This window comes from Pseudodonghicola flavimaris, from assembly GCF_030164425.1.
GTDB classification, from domain to species: Bacteria; Pseudomonadota; Alphaproteobacteria; order Rhodobacterales; family Rhodobacteraceae; genus Pseudodonghicola; species Pseudodonghicola flavimaris.
In genome coordinates this window covers 37,280-59,791 of record NZ_JASNJD010000028.1, presented here as the reverse complement: position 1 = coordinate 59,791, position 22,512 = coordinate 37,280, and the positions used below count along the sequence as shown (strand labels likewise).

Below are 22,512 nucleotides of genomic sequence, written 5' to 3'. Positions count from 1 at the left end.
TCTCAAGACCACCCTCGAGGCCATCGCCGCCGGCCATCCGCAAGGCCGCATCGACGAACTTCTCCCGTGGAACTTCAAGCCGTCAAGCTGAACCTGAGGTGGGATGCAGCCGCCGCTTACAGACTACTGCGCACCGGCCCCAGGAAAAGGCCCAGACCCAAGACAACCAGGGTTTGTGTAGACATGGGAACCGGGTAGAACGGCACCACGATTTTGGCGGATAGTGTCAGAAGAATTGTGCCGACGAGAATTATCGAGATCTCTTGGGTAAGTTTTGCGAGTGTTTGGCTTTGAGTGGTTTCCAGATTCATCTTTTTCGTCCTTGTTTCTGTAGATTGTTAATTTTTTGGATAGTAAGCTCACATGCGCTTGGCGACTTCTTCCAACATGACTTCGCTCGCCCCGCCGCCGATGGCCTGCACACGGGCATCGCGTGACATGCGTTCCACCGGTGTTTCGCGCATATAACCCATACCGCCGTGAAACTGGACGCAGTCATAAAGCACGCTGTTCACCAGTTCGCCGCAATAGGCTTTGACCATCGAGACCTCTTTCACGCAGTCACCGCCCGCGGCATCCAGACCGGCGGCGTGATAGACCAGCTGACGTCCTGCAGCGATCCGCGTCTGACAGTCGGCCAGCCGTTGGCGCACGGCCTGCTTGTCCCACAGAACGCCGCCAAAGGCCCTGCGCTGCTTGACATAATCCACGGTCATGTCCAGCGCGGTTTGCGCTTCGGCACAGGCCATCGCACCCAGCACAATGCGTTCGTTCTGGAAGTTCTTCATTACCGAATAGAAACCGCGGTTGACCTCGCCCAAGACGTTTTCGGCCGGGATACGGACATCTTCGAAGATCAGTTCGGCAGTGTCCGAGCACAGCCAGCCGGTCTTGTTCAACGCCCGTCCGACCGAAAAGCCCGGCGTGCCTTTTTCGACCGCAAATATGGTGATCCCGCGCGACCCCTTGGCATCGGGATCGGTCTTGGCACCGACAAAGTAGAGATCGCCATGCACGCCGTTGGTGATGAACATCTTGGTGCCGTTCAGCACCCAATCCGACCCGTCCCGCACCGCGCGGGAGCGCATGCCCGCCACGTCCGAGCCCGCGCCCGGTTCGGTCACAGCAACGGCGGTGATCATTTCGCCCGAGACGATCGACGGCATCCAGCGCGCCTTCTGTTCGGGCGTGCCGGCGTTTTCCAGATGCGGCGAGGCCATGTCGGTGTGGACCAGAACGGTGGCCGAGAACCCGCCGAAAGTGGATCGCCCGACCTCTTCGGCCAAAACCACGCTGGACATCACGTCCAGCCCCGCGCCGCCATACTGTTCGTCATAGCGCATCCCCAGCACGCCGAGATCACCCATCCGGCGCAGCACGTCGCGGGGTACCTTGCCCTCCTCCTCCCAAGGCTCGGCCTTGGCGGTCACCTCGGCTTCAATGAACCGGCGCAACTGGTTGCGGATCATCTCGAGGTCTTCGTTGAACGGGCCGGTGACCTGAGTAATGCTGTCTTGTCTGGTCATGTGTTTTCCTCTGGATCGAGTTTGATAAGTGGGGCGTGCCCGGCGACCGTATCGCCGGGTGCACAATAGATTTCAGTCACCACGCCCGCGACCGGCGCGGGCAGGCTTTGCAACAGCTTCATGGCCTCAAGCACCACCAGCGTGTCACCGGCTTTGACGCGGTCGCCGAGTGCGACGCGCACCTCGGCCACGGCGCCGGGCATGGGTGCGGACAACAGGTCAGCGACGCCAGACCCGCCGGTGGCACGTTGCAGATGCTGGTCTTCCAGCGTACGCAGGTCTGTCGCGGTCATTCCAGCAGGGGTTTGCAGGTGCACTCGCCAGTGACTCGGCGCGCGCACGACGTAAGCGATGCGCGAAAACGGAACCCCGTCGATGCGTCCGCTCAGACGGCATCCTGTTAAAACGGCACTCTCGACCGTGATGGTCTGGCCGTCCGGTTGAATGGCAGTCAACCCCGACCCGGAGCCGTACATGCGGATCGGTTCGTCTTTGGTTGTGTCCCAATAGAAGGCCGCGCCGGACTGTCCCGCGGGGGCTGTGAGTCGCCATGACCCTAGGCTTTCCCAGGGCGACGCGCCCGCCGGCACGAGACGCAGATGCAGCGCCATCGCGGCAAAGGCCATGTCCCGGGGATCAGCGGACGGTTCAGTCCAGCCGCCTGGAAACATCTCGGGCAGGCCCGAGGTATGGTGACGGAACGCCGCAAAATCCGGGTGTGCCAGTAACGCGCGTTGATAGGCCAGGTTCAGGCCGACGCCGCCGACGGCAAAAGCATCGATCGCGGTGATCGCCCGGCGGATCGCCCCGGTCCGATCCGGCGCGTGGACGATCAGCTTGGCAATCATGGAATCGTAGTGGTGGCCGACGACCGAACCGCACTCTACCCCAGTGTCCAGCCGCACATCCGCAGGCGGCGCCCAAAGGGTGATCTCGCCCGTTTCGGGGTGAAAATTCTCGGCCGGGTTTTCGGCGGCGATGCGGATTTCAATGGCGTGCCCGTCAAACTGCACATCGCCTTGCGTCAGCGCCAGCGGCTCGCCCCGCGCGATGCGCAACTGCCATTCGACCAGATCGATGCCGGTGATCGCCTCGGTCACGGGGTGTTCCACCTGCAACCGGGTATTCATTTCCAGAAAGTAGTATTCACCGCGCCCGGGGTCATAGAGGTATTCCACCGTTCCGGCGGAGCGATAGCCGATCGCCTGCGCCAACCGCACCGCTGCCGCACGCATGCGGTCGCGCACAGCCTCGGGAAGATCGGCGGCGGGGGCTTCTTCGATCAGCTTTTGGTGGTTGCGTTGCAGCGAACAATCGCGGTCGCCCAGATGCAGCACGGTGCCGTGAGTGTCGCCCAGAACCTGCACTTCGACGTGGCGGGCACGGGGCGCATAGCGTTCGAGGAACACCGCCGGATCGCCGAAGGCGCTCTGCGCTTCGGCCCGGGCAGATGCAATCGCTTCGGGTGCGTCGCCCAGATCGGAGACAAGCCGCATCCCGCGTCCGCCGCCGCCGGCGCTGGCCTTGACCAGAAAGGGGGTGCCAAGCGCCTCGGCCTCTTGTAGCAGGCGCGCATCGGACTGATCCTCGCCGCGATAGCCGGGCAGGACGGGCACGCCTGCGGCTTCGGCGGCAGCCTTGGCCTCGATCTTGGAGCCCATCCGCGCGATAGCGTCGGGTTCCGGCCCGATGAACACAAGGCCCGCCGCCTCGACCGCCGCCGCGAAACCGGCATTCTCAGACAGAAAACCATATCCCGGGTGCACCGCACCCGCGCCCGTCGCCCGCGCGGCCTCAAGGATGGCCTCGACGTTCAAATAACTGTCTGACGGGGCGGCCCCACCGATGCAGACGGCATGATCGGCCTCGGCCACGAAGGGCGCGTCGCGGTCCGCGTCCGAAAACACCGCTACGCTTTCCAGCCCCAGTTTGCGGCACCCGCGCTGGATGCGCCGGGCAATCTCGCCCCGGTTGGCGATCAGAACGCGGGTGAAGCTCATTTCACCCGCCATGACGGAACGCCCTTGTTGATGAAGCTGTTGATGCCTTCGATACCTTCCTCCGTCTCCCACGCATCGGCCAGCCGGTCGGCGGTGTAGATCATGTTGGTCTCCAGATCGTGGGACGCGACATAGGCGATCAGCGCCTTGGTATCGGCCACGGCACCCGGCGCGGCCTGAAGGTGATCATGCACCACCCGGTTCACCGTGGCGTCCAAGTCGCCCGGCGCGACAACCTCGGTCAACAGACCGATCCGCTCGGCGCGGGCCGTGTCGAACAACGCCCCCGACAGCATGGTTTCACGCGAATGCACCTTGCCGATGCGGGCCACCACATAAGGCGATATATTCGCGGGCAGAAGGCCCAGTTTGACCTCGGTCAGACCGAAGCGCGCGCCTTCGGCGCCGATGGTGTAGTCGCAGACGGAGATCATGCCGACACCGCCACCGTAGGCCGGGCCGTTGATCCGCCCGATCAAGGGCTTGGGCAGCGTGTCAAGGCGGCGCAACAGCCGCGCCAGCGTGGCGCTTTGTGCGACCCTTTCACTACGGGTTTTCTCGACATTAGAGGCGAACCAGTTGAAATCGCCGCCCGCGCAGAAGCTCTTGCCCGCGCCGGTCAGGACCACAATACGCACATCGTCATCTGCAGCCAGCTTTTCGGCGGCATCGTATAGCTCTGCGATCAATTCGCCATTCAGCGCATTGTGTTTGTCGGGGCGGTTGAGCGTCAGCCTGGCGACGCCACGCGCATCGGTTTCGATAAGGATCGTGTTGTAGGTATTGGTCAACTTGAAGCCTCACATTCTGAATACAGGCGTATGGCGACCGGCTTCGGGCACCGATGTCACGATGGCCAGACACAGGCCAAGGATATCGCGGGTTTGCGCGGGTTCGATCAGCCCGTCATCCCAAAGCCGCGAGGTGGCATAATAGGGATCGGACTGTTCACCGTACTGGGCCCGAACCTGCTCCTCGATTAGCTTCATGTCGGCCTCCATCTTGCCCGGGTCGCCCCCTTTCTGGCGGCGCAGTTCCAGCATCACATTTGTGGCGATGTCGGCAGACATGGTGGCCAGTTCCGCCGTGGGCCAGGCGAAGAGAAAATTCGGGGCGAAACCACGTCCGCACATGCCGTAGTTGCCTGCCCCGTATGAGCCGCCCAAGAGGACCGACAGGCGCGGCACCTTGGCAACCGACATGGCATAGACCAGCTTGGCGCTGTCTTTGGCAATGCCGCCGCGCTCGGCTTCGGTGCCGACCATGAAGCCCGAGATGTTGTGGAGGAACAAAAGCGGGATGTTGCGTTGATCGCACATCGACACGAATTGCGCGCCCTTGAGCGAACTGTCGGACACAAGCGCCCCATTATTTGCGAGAATGCCCACTCGATAGCCGTGAATCCGCGCGGTGCCGCAGACCAGCGTCTCACCCCATCCGGGCTTGAATTCGCGGAATTCGCCGGCGTCGATCATGCGCAGCAGAACCTCGCGCATGTCATAGGGCTGTTTGCGATCGGCGCTGATGACGCCAAGCAGTTCCTCTGGGTTGCGCGCCGGCGGCGCGCAGGTTGCATCGGGACCCATCGGGCGCGACAGGCCCAGTTCGGATACGATGTCGCGCATCAGAGCAAGCGCATGATACTCGTCCTCGGCCAGATGGTCAGACACACCGGAGAAGCGCGAATGCATCTCGGCCCCCCCCAATGTTTCTCCATCAACCTCTTCGTTGATCGCCACCTTGACGATCGAGGGGCCGCCCAGATGGATGCGTGCGTTGCCGCGTACCATGATGACTTCGTCCGACAGGGCCGGGATATAGGCCCCACCGGCCGTGCAGCCTCCAAAGACCGCCGAGATCTGCGGCAGGCCGCTCGCGGACATGTTGGTTTGACGATAAAAGGAATTGCCGAAATGGCGGGCATCGGGGAAAACCCGGTCCTGCTCTGGCAGATAGGCACCGCCGCAATCCACCAGATAGAGGCAGGGCAGCCGGTTCTCGGCTGCGATTTCCTGGGCGCGGATGTGTTTCTGCACGGTTTCGTGATAGAAAGACCCACCCTTCACTGTCGCATCGTTGGCGATCACAACGCAGGGCAGCCCGTGGACGATCCCGATACCGGTCACGATCCCCGCACCGGGCACCTCGCCCCCGTATTGACCGTAGGCGGCAAGCGACGACAGCTCAAGAAACGCAGTGCCCGGATCCACCAGCAGGTCGATCCGTTCGCGGACCAACAGCTTGCTGCGCTTGCGATGCCGCGCGACCATATCGGGGCGGCCGCCAGCCGTTGCTTCGGCGATCCGCGCGCGCAGCGTTTCGACGCGCTCGCTTAGTGCGGCGTGGTTGCGGGTGTAGGTCTCTGATGCGGTCAGCACCGCTGTTTCAAGACGTGCCATGAAGTCAGGTATCCTGTCTTTGGAGTATCCCGTTGAGGAACACATCGGCATAGGTGCGTGACAACGCATCGGCGCTACCGCGGTCCGGGTCGAACCAATCGAGCGTGGCGTTCAATGTACCGATCAGCATCAGGCGCAGGCGACGGATATCGACGTCTTGCTTCAGCGTGCCGTCTTTCTTAAGCTGGGACAGAAGACTGTCCCACTCTGCCTCATAGGCCCTTCGCGTAGGCAAGTTGGCATCCCGGACGGATTGCGGCACCTGCCCGAAAATACGCACATTCGCCGATGTATAATCGCTCACATCAAGAAGTGCGCGCAGATGCGCCCGGATCGCGGCGCGCAGTACCGTTTCGCCGTCGGTATCGGCCCGCAGGTCGGTGATGGCGTCTCTCATGCTCGCGTGAACGACTCGAATCCCTGCATCAAGAACGGCCGCGACGATCTCGTCCTTGGAACCGAAATGATAGTATATGCTACCCGCCTTGATCCCGGCGGCCTCGGCAATTTTTCGGAGCGAAACGGACCCGTAGCCTTGTTCGCGGAAAAGCCGCGCGGCAATGTCCAGCACCCCGTCCCGTCCAACCGCGCTGCGCGATGTCTCGTTGACTTTGATTGCCGTGTTTTGTGCCATAGACTTTCGTATCCCCCAACGCCTAACTAACGCCTGTTAGGTTAATAACTCAAGTGAGTCAATCGTCGTGATCGTGCCAGACTAGAGTTTGCGGAAAATTCCGCATTGGCGACCGCCAAGAGGCCGCCCAGACATTAATGTGCTTGCCCGGACCACGTCATCGGGTCCGGGCAACTGCCTTAGATCACGAAACCGCCACCGCAGATGACGTGCTGGCCTGAAATGAAGTTCGATTCCGGCGCACAGAACAGATAGACGGCACCGGCAGCTTCTTCCGGAGTGCCGACCCGGCCCAGCGGGATCATGCGCTCCATCTGGGACAGGAGATCGGGATTCACGCCGACCTTGATCTCTTTTTCTTCGACCTTGATCGTGCTGTCGCCATCCGCGCTGCCTTCGGTCAAGCGGGTGCGAATCGGGCCGAAGGCGACGGCGTTGACGTTGACCTTATAGCGGCCCCATTCCTTGGCCATCGTCCGGGTGACCCCTAGGATACCGGCCTTAGCGGCGGAATAGTTGATCTGGCCAGCATTGCCGCCGGTCCCTGCGATGGACGAGATGTTGACTACCTTGCGGAACACCTCTTGCCCGGCGGCGGCCTCTTCCTTGGCCTTGGCGCTGATCACCGGCTGGGCAGCGCGCAGGATCTTGAAAGGTGCCGTCAGGTGGACGTCGATGATCGCCTGCCACTGTTCGTCGGACATCTTCTGAACGACGCTATCCCAAGTGTAGCCTGCGTTGTTCACGATGATGTCTAACCCGCCAAAGCTGTCCACGCCGGTCTTGATGAACCGTTCGGCAAAACCGACTTCGGTAACGCTGCCGGCACAGACCACGGCCTCAGCTCCCATTGCGCGCACCGCCTCGGCGGTTTCATTGGCCGGACCGGCGTCCAGATCGTTGATCACCAGCCGGGCCCCTTCCGAGGCCAGTTTGAGAGCGATTTCGCGGCCAATGCCCCGGCCCGAGCCCGAGACCAGCGCCACGCGCCCGTCGAGTTTTCCAGTCATATTGATTCCTCCCGAAAGGCGCTATCAGGCTTTTTCATAAAGCGTGGTGACGCAGGCCCCGCCGAGGCCCAGATTGTGCTGAAGCGCCAGACGTGCGCCATCAACCTGGCGCGCATCTGCCTGGCCGCGAAGCTGCTGAACGAGCTCGGTACATTGCGCTAGGCCGGTCGCCCCAAGCGGATGGCCTTTGGACAAAAGACCGCCCGACGGGTTGGTCACGTATTTTCCGCCGTAGGTGTTGTCGCCATCATCAACGAATTTCGCCGCTTCGCCGCGACCGCAAAGGCCAAGCGCCTCATAGGTGATAAGCTCGTTGTGGGCGAAACAGTCGTGCAGTTCGACCACATCCACGTCCTCGGGCCCGATGCCCGCGTCCTCGTAAACCTGATCGGCGGCGCGCTTGGCCATCGAAAAGCCGACCACTTCGCGCATGTCATGGGCTTCGAAAGTTTCCGGGCCGTCGGTCGTCATGGCCTGCGCCGCGATCCGAACCGAACTGTCCAGTCCGTGCTTGTCGGCGAATTCCTTGGAACAAATGATCGCGGCGGCCGCGCCACAGGTTGGCGGACAGGCCATGAGCTTGGTCATGACGCCGGGCCAGACGACCTGGGCGGCCATGACGTCTTCCGCCGTCACCTTCTGCCGGAACAGGGCAACCGGATTCTTCGCAGCATGTCGGCTGGCCTTGGCGCGGATTTTTGCGAAGGTTTCTAGGGGGGTGCCGAACTCGTCCATATGCGCCTTGCCGGCACCGCCGAAGTACCGCAGCGCCAGCGGGATCTCGGCACTGCCAACCAGTTCGTCGGTTTCATTGTCGAATGCCGCAAACGGGCTGACCCGGTCATGGAACATCGCACCGATTGCGCCAGGCTGCATCTGTTCGAACCCAAGTGCCAGAGCACATTCGACCGCGCCGCTTTCAACTGCCTGCCTGGCCAGGAACAGGGCGGACGATCCGGTCGAGCAGTTGTTGTTCACATTCAGAACCGGGATGCCTGTCATTCCGACATGGTACAAGGCGCGCTGACCGCAGGTGCTGTCGCCATAGACATAGCCCACATAGGCCTGTTGGACTTTATCATAATCCAACCCCGCGTCTGCCAGAGCGGACCGGGTCGCAGCGGTCGCCATCACATCGTAGCTTTCGGATTTTCCCGGCTTCTGGAACGGGACCATCCCAACGCCTGCAACATAGGCTTTGTCTGTCATTTCTCTCTCTCCCTAGTTCGGTCAGGCCACCCTAATCGGTCCGCCAGCCTATTTTCTACCATTTGTTAGATTTTAAATCCCAACCTTGGGAAGTGTCAATATCGCCAAGCTGTGACGTAGGGAGCTTGCGCTATTTTCTAACTTGTGTTTGTTTTCGGGCCACACGCCCTGATCGGCGGCACAATTGAGGGATTCTGGTCCCGGCGCAACCGCTGACAAGCGTTTAGCACTCAGCTTACGAAAGGTGGTCGGAATGGCATACTGTTATGAGTTCAAGGGTTTTATACCCGTCGTGCCCGAGGATACATATGTCCACCCCCAGGCCGTTCTGATCGGAAATGTCATCTTGGGTCATGGATGCTACATCGGCCCCGGAGCAAGCTTGCGGGGCGATTTCGGCAGGATCGTGATCGGGGATGGAGCCAATGTTCAGGACAATTGCATCATCCATTCCTTTCCCGGCCGCGACGCCGTGGTGGAAAGCGACGGCCACATCGGCCATGGCGCGATCCTGCACGGTTGCACAGTGGGCCGGAACGCTCTGGTCGGAATGAATTCCGTCATTATGGATGGTGTAGAGCTTGGGGCGGAATCGATTGTCGGCGCGCAGGCGTTTGTGCGTGGCGAAACCGTGATTCCGGCGCGTTCGATGGTGGTGGGATCGCCGGCAAAGGTGATCCGCGAGGTCAGCGAGAAAGAAATCGCGTGGAAAACGCGCGGCACCGCGGAATACCAGCAACTTGCGCGCGATTGTCTGGCCGGATTGAGGCCGGTCGAGCCGCTGAAGGCGGTCGAGGCAGACCGGCCCGGCATGGCGGCCTCTGACGTCGTCTCCATTCAGGAGGCGCGGCGGACATCGTCCTGACCTGTCCGGGAACCGGACCGGTCAGGACTACTTCAGATTCCGAAAGCGCCAGATGCAAGCGCCTTGACGCGGAACGGCACCCCCCGACCCGGTGTGCCGTCCCTCAAGCCTTTACAGACGGAAGATCCCGTAGTGCGGATCGTCGATCGGTGCATTGAGCGAGGCAGAAATCGACATGCCAAGCGCGTTGCGTGTGTCCGCCGGGTCGAGGATGCCGTCGTCCCACAATTCCGAGGTCGAGGTATAAGCCTCGACATCGCGCTTGTATTTTTCCAGCACCGGTTCGCGGATCGCGGCGATTTCTTCTTCGGTCAGCTCTTTGCCTTCGCGCTGAAGCTGCCGAATCTTGACGTCCGCCATGGTATTTGCGGCCTGATCCGCCCCCATCACGCCGATCTCGGCCTGGGGCCACATGAACAGCGTGCGCGCGTCCCAGGCCCGTCCGCACATCCCGTAGTTGCCGGCCCCGTAAGACGCATTGGCGATTACTGTGAACTTCGGCACGACCGAGCCGCCCTGCGCCATCAGCATCTTGGCGCCATCCTTGGCGATGCCTCGTTCTTCGTATTCGCGGCCCACCATATAGCCGGTGATGTTCTGGAAAAAGACCAGAGGCGTGCGGTTCTGGTTGCACAACTGCATGAAATGCGCTGCCTTGAGCGAACTGTCGTTGAACAGCACCCCGTTGTTGGCAAGGATGCCGACCTTGTAACCCCAGATATGGGCAAAGCCGCACACCATCGTGGTGCCATAGTCCGGCTGGTATTCGTGAAAGCGTGAGCCGTCCACGATCCGGGCCAGAACCTCGCGCATGTCGAACTGGGTTTTCCGGTCTTTTGGAATGATCCCGTAGAGTTCTTTGGGGTCATAGTAAGGCTCTTCATAGGCCGCGGTTTCGATGATCGTTTTCGGCGTGCGCTTCCACTGGCCGACAATCTCGCGGGCCAGTGAAAAGGCGTGTTTTTCGGTCGCGGCGCGATAGTCGCCGGTGCCCGATACCGAGGTGTGCATGACCGCGCCGCCAAGCTCCTGAACACCGACCTCTTCGCCGGTAGCCGCCTTGACCAGCGGGGGACCGCCAAGGAAAATCGCCCCTGTGCCTTCGATGATGATGTTGTAGTCGCTCAGCGTCGGCACATAGGCGCCGCCAGCCGTGCAGTGACCGCCGACCACGGCAATCTGCGGGATATTGGCCTGGCTCAGCTTGACCTGGTTGCGGAACACCCGCCCGCCCAGATACCGGTCGGGAAACACCCCGTGCTGCAGCGGCAGGAAACCGCCCGCGCTGTCACAGATATGGATGACCGGCAGGCGGTTTTCCAGCGCGACATCCAGAAGACGCACGACCTTTTTGACCGTATGTGGATACCAAGCCCCGCCCTTGACGCTAGCGTCGTTGGCGTGGATGGCGACCTCGCGACCCTGCACAATACCGATGCCCGTCACCACAGCGGCGCCAGGCACGGTTCCATCGTATTCGCGACAGGCGGCAAGTGTGGAAAACTCCAAAAACGGAGTGCCGGGGTCCAGCAGCAGTTTCAACCGCTCGCGCACGCCCAGTTTGTTCTGGCGGGCAAGGCGGTCGATATCGCGTTGCGGGCGTTCGAAACGCGCCGCGTGCTGGCGGGCGTGGAATTCCTTCAGCCGTTCAGACATGGCGGCATAGTTTGCCTTGTAGTCGGCGGCATTGGTGTCGATCAGACTTTCAATCCTGCGCATTGTCACTCCTCCTCCGGGGCCAATTGGGCCAGGATGTCTTTCAGACCAAAACTGTCGCCTTCGGCGAATGGCATTTCGGCAACGACCCCGTCGCGCGGGGCCGTCAGTGTGGTTTCCAACTTCATGCTTTCGATCACCAGAAGCGGCTGGCCTTCTTCAACCGCATCGCCGGGTTTAACCGCAACCGACACCACGACACCCGGCATGGGCGCCACCAATCGGTCGTCGCTCGCGCCACCGTCGCTTCCGGCCAGGCGTTCGGCGGGATCAACCCGCCCGACTTCGTAGGTTCGCCCGTCCATGTGCACAAAAGTTGCTTCCGGCCCCACGGCCAGTCGCAATTCGCGCACAACACCCTTGGCCCTCAGCTTGTAACCGCCCGGCAGACCCGTCGGGTCCAATTGGCAGGCAACAGCGCCAGTGGGGGTATTGAGCACGAACCGGCTGCCATCATGACCCAGCCAGCAATCAGTCTCTTCTCCGTCCATCTGAAAAATCCGTTGCATCAGTTTCTCCACCCACCCATCTTGCGGTACATTTCCGGTATCTGCATTACGTCACTCACCAGGCGCTCGTCCGATAGGGCCGCCGCCGCCATCAGCAAGTCAGAGACATCTTCGCCCGGCGCGGTCAGCGTTTCGGATTGTTCAGCCAGGAAGCCAGTTGAAACGTCACCAGAGGCGAAATCCGGATGTGCAAGGATTGCATCCAGGTAACCAGTGTTGGTCGTTACCCCGAGAATCACATAGCTTTGCACCGCGCTCCGGGCACGGGCGATGGCCTGCGCGCGATCCGGGCCATGCACGATCAGCTTGGACAACATCGGGTCGAAGTCGGTCGTTACCTTGCCGCCATCCAGAATGCCGCTGTCTACGCGGATCCCCTCGCCCTGGGGTTCGTCCAGCAGCAGGATATTGCCGATCGCGGGGCGAAAATCGGCGGTCGCATCCTCGGCACAGATGCGCAGTTCGATCGAGTGTCCGGTTTGGGGAATATCCGCCTGCACGGCGCTCAGCCCGTCGCCCGCCGCGACACGCAGCTGCTCGGCAACCAGATCAAAGCCGGTTACCATCTCGGTCACCGGATGTTCGACCTGAAGGCGGGTGTTCATTTCCAGGAAATAAAAGGCCCCATCCTGTGCATAGATGAATTCGACAGTCCCTGCCCCGCGGTATTTGACGGCGCGGGCAATTCCGGCAGCGGTCTCGCAGATCTCATCCCGTTGCTCGGGGGTCAGCGCCGGTGACGGCGTTTCCTCGATAATCTTCTGGAACCGGCGCTGGATCGAACATTCACGTTCCCAGAAATGGACCACGTTGCCCTGTCCGTCGCCCATCACCTGCACCTCGATATGGCGCGGGCGTTCGATATAGCGTTCGACGAAAAGCCGCCCGTCGCCGAAATATCGTTCGCCTTCGCGGCGCGCGGTTTCGATTTCGGTCTCCAGCGTGCTGTCCTCGCGTACGACGCGCATGCCCTTGCCGCCACCGCCGGCCGAGGGCTTGATGAGCAGCGGATAGCCAACGGCGCGGGCGCGTTCGACAAAGCTCGCCGGATCATCATCCTCGATGGCCGAGGGGGCGACGGGAAACCCGCGTTCCTCGACGAAGGCGCGGGCGCGGACCTTGTCCCCCATCAGGTCGATGACCTCGGACGTCGGGCCGACAAAGGTCACTCCGGCTTTTTCCAGCGCCGCGACAAAACCGGCATTCTCTGACAGAAAGCCATAGCCGGGATGAACCGCGTCCGCGCCGATCCCTTTGGCGGCTTCGACGATCTGAGGAATATCGAGATAGGCGGCCACGGGCGTCGGGCCGTCGATCATCACGACCTCATCTGCAATCAGATGCGCCGGCCCCTCTTGCTCGGCGACATGACGCAACACGGCAGTCGCAAGCCCGCGGGCCTTAGCGGTGCGCAACACGCGCGCCGCGATCTCGCCCCGATTGGCGACCAGGAGTTTCGAAATGGTCATGGTGTCGTCCTCTTAGTTCCGGGCCGCGGCATTCAGTCCGTCACGTGCGGCCAGATCGGCTGGCACGGGAATTTCGATATCAAGCAGCATCTGCGCGAACCCTTTGCCCTGCGGGTCTATGCGGACCGAAGCGATGCCCCCCCCGCCCAGCGAGTCATGCAGCAGGAAATTCAGCGAATGGCTTCCGGGCAGGTCGAACCGTTCTACCCTGCCGTCGCAGACATGGGCGAAATAGTCCTTCACCACCTCTTCGCTGAGAGCCGAGCGGATATATGGCAGGTAGTCCGGCTTGCGCGCGAGGATGCCGATATTGGCGATGTCCCCCTTGTCGCCCGAGCGGCCCCAGGCCAGATCGACGAGGCGGACCTTGACAACGTCCGGACCGGGCTCGCGGCTATCTGCGGGCGGTGCGGCAGGCGGATCAAGGTGGACTGGCGTGGCGGCCACGCTCACGGGCACATCCTTGCCGTCGACCTCGACCGCGACGGGGGTCTCGGCCTTGCTCTGAAGGAAGGAAAATAGACGGACCACCGGCTGCACCTTTGGCCGTCCGGCGAAGAACCCGGTCAGACCCTGCGCGGTCGAAATCGCCATCGGTGCGATTTCGCCGGCAAAGATGTTCAGCGCGGCGCGATCGTCATGGACCGCGCCGATCTTGAGCACCACCTCGCGGGTCCGGGCGCGCGCATTTGCGCCATAGGCCGCCTCGGCCCCCAGCACCTCGACGCTGACCTGCCGGAAATCTCCCATGTTGCGGTCGCGGAAAATCCGGCGACAGCGGGTCAGGATCGCCTCGGCCACACGTTCGGCCTTGGCGGGTGCGTCAATCGCGGCCAGTGTCAGGGTAGAGACCGCGCGCCAGCCATCGGCATGGGTCGCCGACACCTTGTAGCTGTCGGTGCGCCCAAGCCCCCTGCCGCCCTTGACCAGCACCCGGTCGGGTCCGACCTGTTCCAGGGTGACCCCGGACCAGTCGCAGATCACGTCGGGCAACAGGTAGGCGCGCGGGTCCCCGATTTCATAGAGCATCTGCTCTCCGACTGACCCGGGCACGACCAGCCCGCCGGTGTCAGGCGTCTTGGTCATGATGAAACTGCCGTCTTCGGACACCTCGACGATGGGCATGCCCATATTGTCCCAACCCGGCACGTCCTGCCAGTCGGTGAAGTTGCCGCCGGTTCCCTGGGGGCCGCATTCGATCAGGTGGCCGGCCAGCGATCCCTGGCTGAGCTTGTCCCAGTCATCGTCGCCCCAACCGTATTCATGCATCAGGGGACCAAGCGCGACCGCGCTGTCGGCGCAGCGTCCGGTGATCACGATGTCGGCCCCGGCATCCAGCGCGGCAGCGATGGGGCGGGCACCCAGATAGGCATTCATGCTCCAGATATCATCTGGAAATGCGACACCCGAGAACATTTCCGTCTGACCGTTTTTGCGAATTTCATCGGCCCTAGGCAACAGGTCATCGCCTAGCACGACTCCGATGGACAGATCGATCCCGGCCTGGGCGGCGGCTTTGGCAAGCGCATCGCTGCAGCCACGCGGGTTCACGCCCCCTGCATTGGCAACGACCTTGATCCCTTTTGCCTTGATATCCGACAACCAGGGTGCCAGCGCCTTGACGAAGTCCGGCGCATAGCCCGACTCGGGCGCTTTGGCGCGGGCCCGCGCCATCAGCGACATTGTCACCTCTGCCAGATAGTCAAACACCAGATAGTCGATCTCGCCCTTTGAGACCAGTTGACCGATCGCTTCCGGCGTATCGCCCCAGAAGCCCGACGCGCATCCGATGCGCAGCTTTCGTTCCGACATATTCCTCTCCTCCCCGTTTGATCAGCGGCCCGTCCATTCGGGTTTGCGCTTCTCAATAAAGGCATCAAAGCCTTCGCGCGCGTCTTCGGTCTGCGCCACACGCGGTAACAGTGTTTCTGCAAACCGCATCTGCTGCGGATAGGTCATGTCCTCCATCGCGTGACAGGCGTATTTTCCCAGCCGGATCGCGCTCGGCGACTGCGCGGCGATCTGGGCAACCAGTTCTGCAACCTTGTCGTCCAGCCCCGCGGCATCGGTCACATAGTTGACCAGATTGAACTGCAGGGCTTCCTCGGCCGTCAGAGGAACGCCGGTGATGAACATCTCCATCAGCCTCCGCCGGGGCAGCACGCGCATCATGGGTGGCACGATCGTCATGGGAAACAGACCTACCTTCACTTCCGGCGTTCCGATGCGGGCATGATCCGCCATCACAGCCAGATCGCAGGCACAGATGATGCCCGCTCCCGCCCCCATCGCGACGCCATTGATGCGCGCGATCGTTGGCTTTCGGCACGCCTGTATCGTCTCGAACAACCTTCCGGCAAAATGATCCGGGTCCGCCGGATCCTGAACAAACGGGCCGCCATCCGCCCCCGCCTTGATGTCGCCCCCGGCACAGAAGGCGCGCTCGCCCTCGCCGGTCAGAACGATCACGCGGCAATCGCTGTCCGTCTCGGCAGCACATATGGCGGCCATGATCCCGTCTGCGACCTCACGGTTGAGGGCATTTCGATTGTCAGGACGTCGAATCGTGATACGCACTTCTTTGCCGAGCGCCTGCGATTGAACAACGCTCTCAGTCATTTCCGAAGCTCCCCCCCTGTATTCAGGACACCGCGCTTTCTTACGTCAGGTCGTCAAAAGCTTGGCTTGATCTATTTTCTAACATATGTTTGATTTTGGTCAACACTGCGGACGACATTTTTCGGGAGGATGATATGACCACTCAAAGTGAGGCTATCGCGGCTGATCTGGAAGCCATCAGGGCGAACTATTCTTTGACTGATGAGCAAAGCCAGATCGTCGATCACGTGGATCGGGTATCGCGCGAGGTGCTGCACCCGCTGCAGGCGCGCATGGATGACGAGGAATGGTGGCCCGATGATCTGTTCAAGCAGATGGGCGAGCTGGGCCTGCTGGGGATTACCGCGCCGGAGGAGCTGGGCGGATCGGGGCAGAACGAGTTCACCCAGGCGCTGGTGTCCGAGGTGATTTCGAAGTGGAACCCGGCTGTGGGCCTCTCGCACGGGGCGCATGACAACCTGTGCCTGAATAACCTGCTGCGCAACGGCTCCGAAGAGCAGGTGAAGAAATACGTGCCGGGCCTTTGCTCGGGCGAGCTCGTCGGTGCTTTGGGCCTGACCGAACCGGGTGCGGGATCCGATGCGCTCGGATCCATGGCCACCACTGCCCGCCGCGACGGTGATGATTATGTCATCAACGGCTCGAAGATTTACATCACCAACGGCCCCATTGCCGATGTGATCCTGCTTTATGCCAAAACCGACAAGTCGAAGGGCGCCAAGGGCATTTCTGCTTTCATCATCGAGACGGACAATCCCGGTTTCAAGGTGGCGCAAAAGCTTGACAAAATGGGCTTTCGCGGCTCGCCAACCGGAGAACTGGTGTTTGAGGATTGCCGCGTACCCGCATCCGCCATGGTTGGACCGGAAAACACCGGCGTTTCGGTGGTAATGAGCGGGTTGGATCTGGAGCGTGCTATGGTTGCCTCAGTCTGCGTTGGCATGGCCGAACGCGCCCTGGAACTAGGGCTGGAATACGCCAAGATTCGCGAACAATTCGGCAAACCGATTGCAAGTTTCCAGATGATGCAGTCGAAACTGGCCGAGATCTACACCGAGGTCGAAACCGCGCGCGCATTCGGTTATCGGGCACTGGCCGCCTGTACGGGCCTACCAAAAGGGGCCGGGGGCCGTGGCGAAATCCACAAACTGACCGCGGCGGCCTGTCTTTACGCAGGCGAGGCATTCAACAAGGCGGTGACCGAAGCCTGTCATATTCATGGTGGCTCTGGCTACATGCAGGACACCGAGATCAACCGGCTGTTCCGCGCCAACAAATTGTTGGAGATCGGCGCGGGAACAAGCGAAGTCCGCAAGATCATCATTGCCGAAGAACTTTTGCGCGCCTGAGGGGGACGAGACAATGAACAAGCAACTGCGCAACGACACCGCTCTGCCAACACATTTCATGACGGACGAACAGCAGGCCCTGGCCGATCAGGCCGGCAAGTTCTTCATGTCCGAATTCCACCATCTGAATGCGGAAATGGACGATACTGATGACCTGCCGTCTTCGGTTTTCCCCAAGCTGGGCGAAATGGGCTATCTGGGACTGAACGTGCCGCCGGAATTCGGCGGCGCTGGTTTGGATTTCACCTCGGCCTGCATCATCACCGAACAGCTGTCGCGGGCCTCTGCCGCGATTGGGCTGACTCATGTGGCGCATGACAATTTGTGCGTCAACAACATCTATCGCAACGCCAATGACGATCTGCGCCGAAAATACCTGCCAGGTCTGTGCAACGGAACGCTGATCGGCGCCCTGGGTCTGACCGAACCCGGCGCGGGGTCTGATGCGCTTGGCTCGATGCGGACCACGGCCAAAAAGGATGCCGACGACTACATCCTGAACGGCGCCAAGATCTACATCACCAATGGGCCGATTGCCGATCTGGTGCTGGTCTATGCCAAGACATCGCCCGAAAAAGGGGCCAAGGGCATTTCCGCCTTTATCGTGGAAACCGACACGCCCGGTTTCAAGGTGGCGCAGAAGCTCAACAAGATGGGATTCCGCGGCTCGCCGACGGGCGAACTGGTATTCGAAGATTGCCGTGTTCCGGCCAGAAACATGGTCGGCAAGCTGGATGGCGGGGTTGCCGTTACCATGTCCGGACTTGATCTGGAACGTGCCATCGTCTGTTTCAACGCTCTGGGCATTGCGCAGCGGGCGCTGGATATTTCCATCGACTACGCCAAGACACGCCAGCAATTCGGCAAACCGATCGCCAGTTTTCAGATGGTTCAGGCGATGCTGGCCGACATGTATACGCAGATCGAGGCCGCGCGGAGCCTGTCCTTGCGCACCGCTGCCATGTGTGAAGGCCTCGAAGAGGGCGAAGGCGGGCGCGGCGAAATCCACAAGCTCACCGCTGCGGCGATCTACAAGGCCGCTGAGGCGACATCCTTCGTGCTGGACAAAGCTGTCCAGATTCACGGCGGCTCGGGTTACATGCGTGATACAGAAGTGAACCGGCTGTACCGGACCGGTCGCGTGCTTGAGGTCGGCGCAGGCACCCAGGAGGTTCGCAAACTCATCATTTCTGGCGAATTGCTGAAGAATTAGGGGCGGAACATGAGCGAAGCGAAATCAAGGCGTTACGCGTCGGATCTCATGGCGGGCCAGGTTGCCCTGGTCACGGGGTCCGGATCTGGAATGGGCCGGGCGACGGCGATCGAAATGGCCGCTTGCGGGGCCAGGCTTGCGCTGTTCGCGCGCCGCGAAGAGCCGCTGGAAGAGACCGCCGAAATGATCCGGGCGGCGGGGGGCGAGGCCTTTGTCGTGCCCGGAGACACCCGCGACGAAGACAGTATCGAAGCTGCGATGGGGCGGATCAAGGACCACTATGGGCAGTTGGATGTTTTGGTGAACAATGCCGGCGGCCAGTATATCGCGGCCGCCCGCGATATCACCAACAAGGGCTTCGAAGCCGTGATCCGCAACAACCTGATCGGGTCTTGGCAGATGACCCGGGCAGCGGCGGATCACTTCATGTACGACAATGGTGGATCGGTTGTGTTTGTCACCGCCATCTCGGCGCGCACCGCGCTTACCGGCTTTACACACACCGTCGCCGCCCGCGCCGGTGTAACGGGCATGATGAAAACGCTGGCCGCCGAATGGGGCGAGTACGGCATCCGGCTGAACTGTGTCGCGCCGGGCACGATCAAGACCGATGCGCTTGGCCGCTATCCGATTCCGCCGGAACAGTGGAAAAAGCTGAACCGCTCGGTGCTAAACCGGATGGGGGCGGCCGAGGACATCGCAGGCACGATCATTTTCCTGGCCTCGAAACTTGGCGGTTTCATCACCGGAGAAGACATTTATGTAGACGGCGGTGAGACCTTGCATATGGGTCATGACGCGCGGGACATGATCAACCCCGCGATGTTCGAGAAACGCGAACGGGGAGATGGCAAGAATGAGTAAACACCCAGTCCTTCTGGAGATTTCCGGCAGGATCGCCACGGTTACGCTGAACGATCCCGAGCGGCGCAACCCGGTCACCGGAAACGACATGATCGCTGCCCTTCTGGAGACCTTCGCCAAGGTGCAGGCCGATCCTCAGGTCAGCGTGATGATCCTGACCGGCGCCGACCCGGCCTTTTGTGCCGGCGGCGACATCAAGGAAATGAACGATCCCGACAGCGTGTTCCGCAAGGAGCCGCTGGCGGCGGCGCAGAGCTATGTTGATGGGGTGCAGCGGCTGCCGCTTGCGCTCTACAACATGGATATTCCGACCATCGCCGCAGTCAACGGCCCGGCGGTGGGCGCGGGGTGCGACCTGACCATGATGTGCGACATGCGCATCGCGTCGGAAAAAGCAAGGTTCGGCGAAGTGTTTCTGAATCTCGGAATCATTCCGGGCGATGCGGGCAGCTGGTTCCTGTTGCGTCGTCTGGGCCACCAGAAGGCCGCCGATCTGACCTTCTCAGGGCGCATGGTCGAGGCCAAGGAAGCGCTGGAGCTTGGTATGGTGCTTGAACTTGTGCCTCATGAAAAATTGATGGAACGGGCCCGCGAACGGGCCGCTGTCATCGCCGCGAAACCGCCGCGCGCGGTGCGGGTCGCCAAGCGTCTGATGCGCAATGCCGAACGGATGGACCTGCCGGATTTTCTGAATTCCGCGGCGGCCTATCAGGCGCTCATGCATCAGACCGAAGACCACCACGAGGCGGTTGCTGCGTTCGTCGAAAAACGAAAACCCAATTTCACGGGGCGTTAAAGGAAAGATCGCATGTCAGACATCACCCAAAAGAAGATGGAGCAAATCGCGCAGATGTGGAATGCGCGCGGCAAGGGTCTGATAACGCATATGGCGCTTGAGATCGAAGAGGTCTCGACCGAACGTGTTCGGGTTCGGATGCCGTTCAATCCGGACTTTTGCGTCGATGCGGAACAATCGCTGCTCCACGGTGGTATCCTGACGGCACTTCTGGACAGTGTCTTTGGACTGGCGAACTTTGTTGCCATCGAAGGCGTCAGTACCATGGCCACTCTTGACCTCAGAGTTGATTACCTGCGCCCGGCCCGTTCGCGCGCGGATGTCATCGTTCAAGCGCATTGTTTTCGCAAGACCCGCCACATCGCCTTCAATTCCGGCAGCGTCTGGTTCGCGGGCCATGAGGATGCTGAAATAGCCAGGGGAACCGCCTCGTTTGCATTGACGCGCGGCGAAACCAGCCTGTTTGACGCAATGACAAAAGGAAAAACCTCGTGATGGACGTGCAAACTGTCAATGCCAATGTTTCCCGGGTGCCGTTCTTCCGATTTCTCAACTTTGAGGTCAGAAGTCTAGACAGTCTCCATGCTGAGGCGGAGATGACCTTTGATGACCCCCATATCGGTAACCCGATCATGGAGTACTACCATGGCGGCATAATCGCGAGTTTTATGGAGGCCACTGCCGCCATCGCGGTACAGCCCGATTTCGCCGACGTTCCGGCCAAGCCGATCAACCTGACCGTCGATTACCTCAGACCCGGTGTGAAGGGACCGCTTTTTGCGCGCGCTAACGTCACGCGCAAAGGCAAGCGGATGGCAAGCGTCAGCGTGCTCAGCTGGCAGACGGATCGGGAAAAGGCGGTTGCCGAAGGGCTGTATCACTTCCTTCTGGTCTGACCGGGGCAACCGCTTTCAGGGCTACCTTGTCCTGTGGACGGGGCCGCTTCCCGGTTACAAATGCCTTCCAGTAACAGATAGATGAGCATGCTGGAGAATTCAGGCAGTGATAGATATCCTTCCACTCCTGCCTTGTTCGGGTCGAACCATTCCACCGTCCAGTTTAAGGCACCCAACATCACCTGGCGCAAGGGGCCGATCTTGATATCCGACCGTATGGCACCGTCGTCCTGAGCTTCACGGAGTATCCGATCCCAGAGTTTTCCATACTCATGGCGAATACCCCTGTGCCTCTCCCTGAAATGATTGGGGAGCATTCCATAGCTTCTGATATTCGCCGAGGTGAATTCACTTGCCTTGAAGAGGAAATCCAGGTGCGCCCAGATTGCAGTCGCTATCTTGGCGTGATGATCGTACGGGGCATCGAATTTCCGAACGGCGGCTTCGACACCTGATAGCAAGTCCCTCAGTCCGGCGTTTAGAACTTCGTCAACGATCGCTTCTTTGGAGTTGAAATGGTAATAGACGCTGCCCGCTTTCATGTCCGCTTCTTCCGCGATCTTTCTCAGCGTGGTCGCCTTGTAGCCATTGTCCCTCAGAACGCGCGCTGCGGCCTTTAGAATTTCTGCACGGGTCTTAGCCGCCTTGCTGTCGGGATCCGGGGTTTTGGCGGGAGTGGCGGGGCACAGCTTCAAGCCTTCGGTACCCGCCTTGCGATGTGGACACATTCCGTCAAGTATCAGCTTACTCATTCGTTCCGCGAGGATGCGCACCGGATACTTGTCGACATCGTACCATTCTACGGTCCAGTTCATGGCACTCAGGATGAACTGGCGGATCACAGCAGTGGATATGTCGCTTCGAAGGTGGCCGGCGCGTTTGGCGTCATTCAGGAATTTGCCCCAGGCCCCTGCATATGATGCACGCAATTCGCGATGCGGGGCGCGTGTTTCGTCCGACAACATCGGATAGTTCCGAATATTGGCTGACGTGAAGTCGCTGTCGGTCAAGAGATAGGTCAGATGTGTTTCAATCAGCAGTCCGAAAGTCTTGCGAAAATCCTCCGAACTTGTCGGTGCCGACCGAACAATTTCACTGACCGCCTGATATAGTTGACGGACGCCAAGATCGAGAACTTCGCTCAGAATCTGGTCCTTGGATTGAAAATGATAATAAATGCTGCCGGCCTCAATGCCAGCTTCCTGCGCGATGTCGCGCATAGTCGTTGCGTGATAGCCTTCATACCGAAAAAGTCGCGCGGCCGCAGCGAGTATGGCTTCGCGGGTCCTCTCCGACTTGCTTAGATCGTCATTCACTATCCTGGTATCTTCAATCTGTCGTGCCATCCAGTGTCGATACTTGTCGTAGATGAGGCTGTCCATTGCAATTAATCTAACAACTGTTAGATTACATCGGAGAGAGTGTCGAATCAAGCTCT

The 22,512-nt window shown here is 60.7% G+C and carries 22 protein-coding genes; 8 read left to right on the top strand and 14 right to left on the bottom strand.

Going from position 1 to position 22,512, the window contains the following annotated elements; genetic code table 11:
* A partial coding sequence (locus QO033_RS25375) for a transposase domain-containing protein (protein ID WP_456107298.1) occupies window positions 1-91 on the top strand: 91 nt, incomplete at its 5' end.
* Window positions 92-116: 25 nt separating this feature from the next.
* On the opposite strand, the gene QO033_RS23475 is transcribed toward QO033_RS25375, so the two are convergent.
* From QO033_RS23475 to QO033_RS23440, 8 genes are all read right to left on the bottom strand, one after another.
* The gene (locus QO033_RS23475) at window positions 117-311 is read right to left on the bottom strand and encodes a hypothetical protein (RefSeq protein WP_284483210.1); all 195 of its coding nucleotides are present in this window, start codon (window positions 309-311) and stop codon (window positions 117-119) included.
* Window positions 312-359: 48 nt separating this feature from the next.
* On the bottom strand, window positions 360-1,526 hold the full coding sequence (locus QO033_RS23470) for an acyl-CoA dehydrogenase family protein (RefSeq protein ID WP_036540250.1): 1,167 nt from the start codon (window positions 1,524-1,526) through the stop codon (window positions 360-362).
* On the bottom strand, window positions 1,523-3,526 hold the full coding sequence (locus QO033_RS23465; RefSeq protein ID WP_284483209.1) for an acetyl/propionyl/methylcrotonyl-CoA carboxylase subunit alpha: 2,004 nt from the start codon (window positions 3,524-3,526) through the stop codon (window positions 1,523-1,525). The genes QO033_RS23470 and QO033_RS23465 overlap by 4 nt, the downstream gene beginning before the upstream one ends.
* Complete coding sequence (locus QO033_RS23460) at window positions 3,523-4,317, bottom strand: crotonase/enoyl-CoA hydratase family protein (protein ID WP_138424255.1); 795 nt, start codon at window positions 4,315-4,317, stop codon at window positions 3,523-3,525. Before QO033_RS23460 ends, QO033_RS23465 begins: the two co-directional genes overlap by 4 nt.
* A 9-nt stretch (window positions 4,318-4,326) precedes the next feature.
* Entirely contained in the window at window positions 4,327-5,925 is a 1,599-nt protein-coding gene (locus QO033_RS23455) for an acyl-CoA carboxylase subunit beta (protein ID WP_204114559.1), read from the bottom strand.
* A 4-nt stretch (window positions 5,926-5,929) separates the two neighbouring features.
* A complete protein-coding gene (locus tag QO033_RS23450) occupies window positions 5,930-6,559 on the bottom strand; it encodes a TetR/AcrR family transcriptional regulator (protein WP_057817049.1) in 630 nt (209 codons plus the stop codon).
* Window positions 6,560-6,738: 179 nt separating this feature from the next.
* Complete coding sequence (locus QO033_RS23445) at window positions 6,739-7,569, bottom strand: SDR family NAD(P)-dependent oxidoreductase (protein WP_204114560.1); 831 nt, start codon at window positions 7,567-7,569, stop codon at window positions 6,739-6,741.
* Window positions 7,570-7,593: 24 nt separating this feature from the next.
* On the bottom strand, window positions 7,594-8,778 hold the full coding sequence (locus QO033_RS23440) for a lipid-transfer protein (protein ID WP_204114561.1): 1,185 nt from the start codon (window positions 8,776-8,778) through the stop codon (window positions 7,594-7,596).
* Between the two features lie 253 nt (window positions 8,779-9,031).
* Between QO033_RS23440 and QO033_RS23435 the strand changes: the two genes are divergently transcribed.
* Window positions 9,032-9,643, top strand: a complete 612-nt coding sequence (locus QO033_RS23435; RefSeq protein WP_204114562.1) for an acyltransferase — start codon at window positions 9,032-9,034, stop codon at window positions 9,641-9,643.
* Window positions 9,644-9,754: 111 nt separating this feature from the next.
* Here the strand turns inward: QO033_RS23435 and QO033_RS23430 are convergent, their stop codons facing one another.
* From QO033_RS23430 to QO033_RS23410, 5 genes are read right to left on the bottom strand one after another with little or no spacing between them, the layout of a single operon-like run.
* Window positions 9,755-11,362 carry an acyl-CoA carboxylase subunit beta gene (locus tag QO033_RS23430; RefSeq protein WP_138424259.1) on the bottom strand — a complete coding sequence of 536 codons (1,608 nt, stop codon included), beginning with the start codon at window positions 11,360-11,362 and terminating at the stop codon, window positions 9,755-9,757.
* A 2-nt stretch (window positions 11,363-11,364) separates the two neighbouring features.
* The gene (locus tag QO033_RS23425; protein ID WP_028288558.1) at window positions 11,365-11,880 is read right to left on the bottom strand and encodes an acetyl-CoA carboxylase biotin carboxyl carrier protein subunit; all 516 of its coding nucleotides are present in this window, start codon (window positions 11,878-11,880) and stop codon (window positions 11,365-11,367) included.
* A complete protein-coding gene (locus QO033_RS23420; protein WP_043753624.1) occupies window positions 11,868-13,337 on the bottom strand; it encodes an acetyl-CoA carboxylase biotin carboxylase subunit in 1,470 nt (489 codons plus the stop codon). The genes QO033_RS23425 and QO033_RS23420 overlap by 13 nt, the downstream gene beginning before the upstream one ends.
* Window positions 13,338-13,349: 12 nt before the next feature.
* The gene (locus tag QO033_RS23415) at window positions 13,350-15,149 is read right to left on the bottom strand and encodes an acyclic terpene utilization AtuA family protein (protein ID WP_043753627.1); all 1,800 of its coding nucleotides are present in this window, start codon (window positions 15,147-15,149) and stop codon (window positions 13,350-13,352) included.
* Between the two features lie 21 nt (window positions 15,150-15,170).
* Window positions 15,171-15,956 (bottom strand): enoyl-CoA hydratase-related protein, encoded by a 786-nt coding sequence (locus QO033_RS23410; protein ID WP_204114563.1) that lies wholly within the window; start codon window positions 15,954-15,956, stop codon window positions 15,171-15,173.
* A gap of 134 nt (window positions 15,957-16,090) precedes the next feature.
* On the opposite strand from QO033_RS23410, the gene QO033_RS23405 reads away from it, so the two are divergent.
* The 6 genes from QO033_RS23405 to QO033_RS23380 are packed head-to-tail and all read left to right on the top strand — an operon-like array spanning window position 16,091 to window position 21,074.
* Complete coding sequence (locus QO033_RS23405; protein ID WP_204114564.1) at window positions 16,091-17,305, top strand: acyl-CoA dehydrogenase family protein; 1,215 nt, start codon at window positions 16,091-16,093, stop codon at window positions 17,303-17,305.
* A 13-nt stretch (window positions 17,306-17,318) separates the two neighbouring features.
* Entirely contained in the window at window positions 17,319-18,518 is a 1,200-nt protein-coding gene (locus QO033_RS23400) for an acyl-CoA dehydrogenase family protein (protein WP_204114565.1), read from the top strand.
* 9 nt (window positions 18,519-18,527) lie between these two features.
* Window positions 18,528-19,382, top strand: a complete 855-nt coding sequence (locus QO033_RS23395; RefSeq protein ID WP_057796873.1) for an SDR family NAD(P)-dependent oxidoreductase — start codon at window positions 18,528-18,530, stop codon at window positions 19,380-19,382.
* Window positions 19,366-20,178: an enoyl-CoA hydratase-related protein gene (locus QO033_RS23390; protein WP_321170059.1), complete on the top strand. Its 813-nt coding sequence runs from the start codon at window positions 19,366-19,368 to the stop codon at window positions 20,176-20,178. Before QO033_RS23395 ends, QO033_RS23390 begins: the two co-directional genes overlap by 17 nt.
* Before the next feature lie 12 nt (window positions 20,179-20,190).
* Window positions 20,191-20,673 carry a PaaI family thioesterase gene (locus QO033_RS23385; RefSeq protein ID WP_204114567.1) on the top strand — a complete coding sequence of 161 codons (483 nt, stop codon included), beginning with the start codon at window positions 20,191-20,193 and terminating at the stop codon, window positions 20,671-20,673.
* Window positions 20,673-21,074, top strand: a complete 402-nt coding sequence (locus tag QO033_RS23380) for a PaaI family thioesterase (protein WP_204114568.1) — start codon at window positions 20,673-20,675, stop codon at window positions 21,072-21,074. Before QO033_RS23385 ends, QO033_RS23380 begins: the two co-directional genes overlap by 1 nt.
* On the opposite strand, the gene QO033_RS23375 is transcribed toward QO033_RS23380, so the two are convergent.
* Window positions 21,056-22,456 (bottom strand): TetR/AcrR family transcriptional regulator, encoded by a 1,401-nt coding sequence (locus QO033_RS23375; RefSeq protein WP_284483207.1) that lies wholly within the window; start codon window positions 22,454-22,456, stop codon window positions 21,056-21,058. The two genes, QO033_RS23380 and QO033_RS23375, sit on opposite strands and share 19 nt — an antisense overlap.
* Window positions 22,457-22,512: the final 56 nt, after the last annotated feature.

Excerpts from the sequence above, each read along its gene's own strand:
- QO033_RS23475 (WP_284483210.1), bottom strand. The coding sequence starts at position 311 with ATGAATCTGGAAACCACTCAAAGCCAAACACTCGCAAAACTTACCCAA.
- QO033_RS23470 (WP_036540250.1), bottom strand. The coding sequence starts at position 1,526 with ATGACCAGACAAGACAGCATTACTCAGGTCACCGGCCCGTTCAACGAA.
- QO033_RS23465 (WP_284483209.1), bottom strand. The coding sequence starts at position 3,526 with ATGAGCTTCACCCGCGTTCTGATCGCCAACCGGGGCGAGATTGCCCGG.
- QO033_RS23455 (WP_204114559.1), bottom strand. The coding sequence starts at position 5,925 with ATGGCACGTCTTGAAACAGCGGTGCTGACCGCATCAGAGACCTACACC.
- QO033_RS23450 (WP_057817049.1), bottom strand. The coding sequence starts at position 6,559 with ATGGCACAAAACACGGCAATCAAAGTCAACGAGACATCGCGCAGCGCG.
- QO033_RS23445 (WP_204114560.1), bottom strand. The coding sequence starts at position 7,569 with ATGACTGGAAAACTCGACGGGCGCGTGGCGCTGGTCTCGGGCTCGGGC.
- QO033_RS23440 (WP_204114561.1), bottom strand. The coding sequence starts at position 8,778 with ATGACAGACAAAGCCTATGTTGCAGGCGTTGGGATGGTCCCGTTCCAG.
- QO033_RS23435 (WP_204114562.1), top strand. The coding sequence starts at position 9,032 with ATGGCATACTGTTATGAGTTCAAGGGTTTTATACCCGTCGTGCCCGAG.
- QO033_RS23430 (WP_138424259.1), bottom strand. The coding sequence starts at position 11,362 with ATGCGCAGGATTGAAAGTCTGATCGACACCAATGCCGCCGACTACAAG.
- QO033_RS23420 (WP_043753624.1), bottom strand. The coding sequence starts at position 13,337 with ATGACCATTTCGAAACTCCTGGTCGCCAATCGGGGCGAGATCGCGGCG.
- QO033_RS23415 (WP_043753627.1), bottom strand. The coding sequence starts at position 15,149 with ATGTCGGAACGAAAGCTGCGCATCGGATGCGCGTCGGGCTTCTGGGGC.
- QO033_RS23410 (WP_204114563.1), bottom strand. The coding sequence starts at position 15,956 with ATGACTGAGAGCGTTGTTCAATCGCAGGCGCTCGGCAAAGAAGTGCGT.
- QO033_RS23405 (WP_204114564.1), top strand. The coding sequence starts at position 16,091 with ATGACCACTCAAAGTGAGGCTATCGCGGCTGATCTGGAAGCCATCAGG.
- QO033_RS23400 (WP_204114565.1), top strand. The coding sequence starts at position 17,319 with ATGAACAAGCAACTGCGCAACGACACCGCTCTGCCAACACATTTCATG.
- QO033_RS23395 (WP_057796873.1), top strand. The coding sequence starts at position 18,528 with ATGAGCGAAGCGAAATCAAGGCGTTACGCGTCGGATCTCATGGCGGGC.
- QO033_RS23390 (WP_321170059.1), top strand. The coding sequence starts at position 19,366 with ATGGCAAGAATGAGTAAACACCCAGTCCTTCTGGAGATTTCCGGCAGG.
- QO033_RS23385 (WP_204114567.1), top strand. The coding sequence starts at position 20,191 with ATGTCAGACATCACCCAAAAGAAGATGGAGCAAATCGCGCAGATGTGG.
- QO033_RS23380 (WP_204114568.1), top strand. The coding sequence starts at position 20,673 with ATGGACGTGCAAACTGTCAATGCCAATGTTTCCCGGGTGCCGTTCTTC.
- QO033_RS23375 (WP_284483207.1), bottom strand. The coding sequence starts at position 22,456 with ATGGACAGCCTCATCTACGACAAGTATCGACACTGGATGGCACGACAG.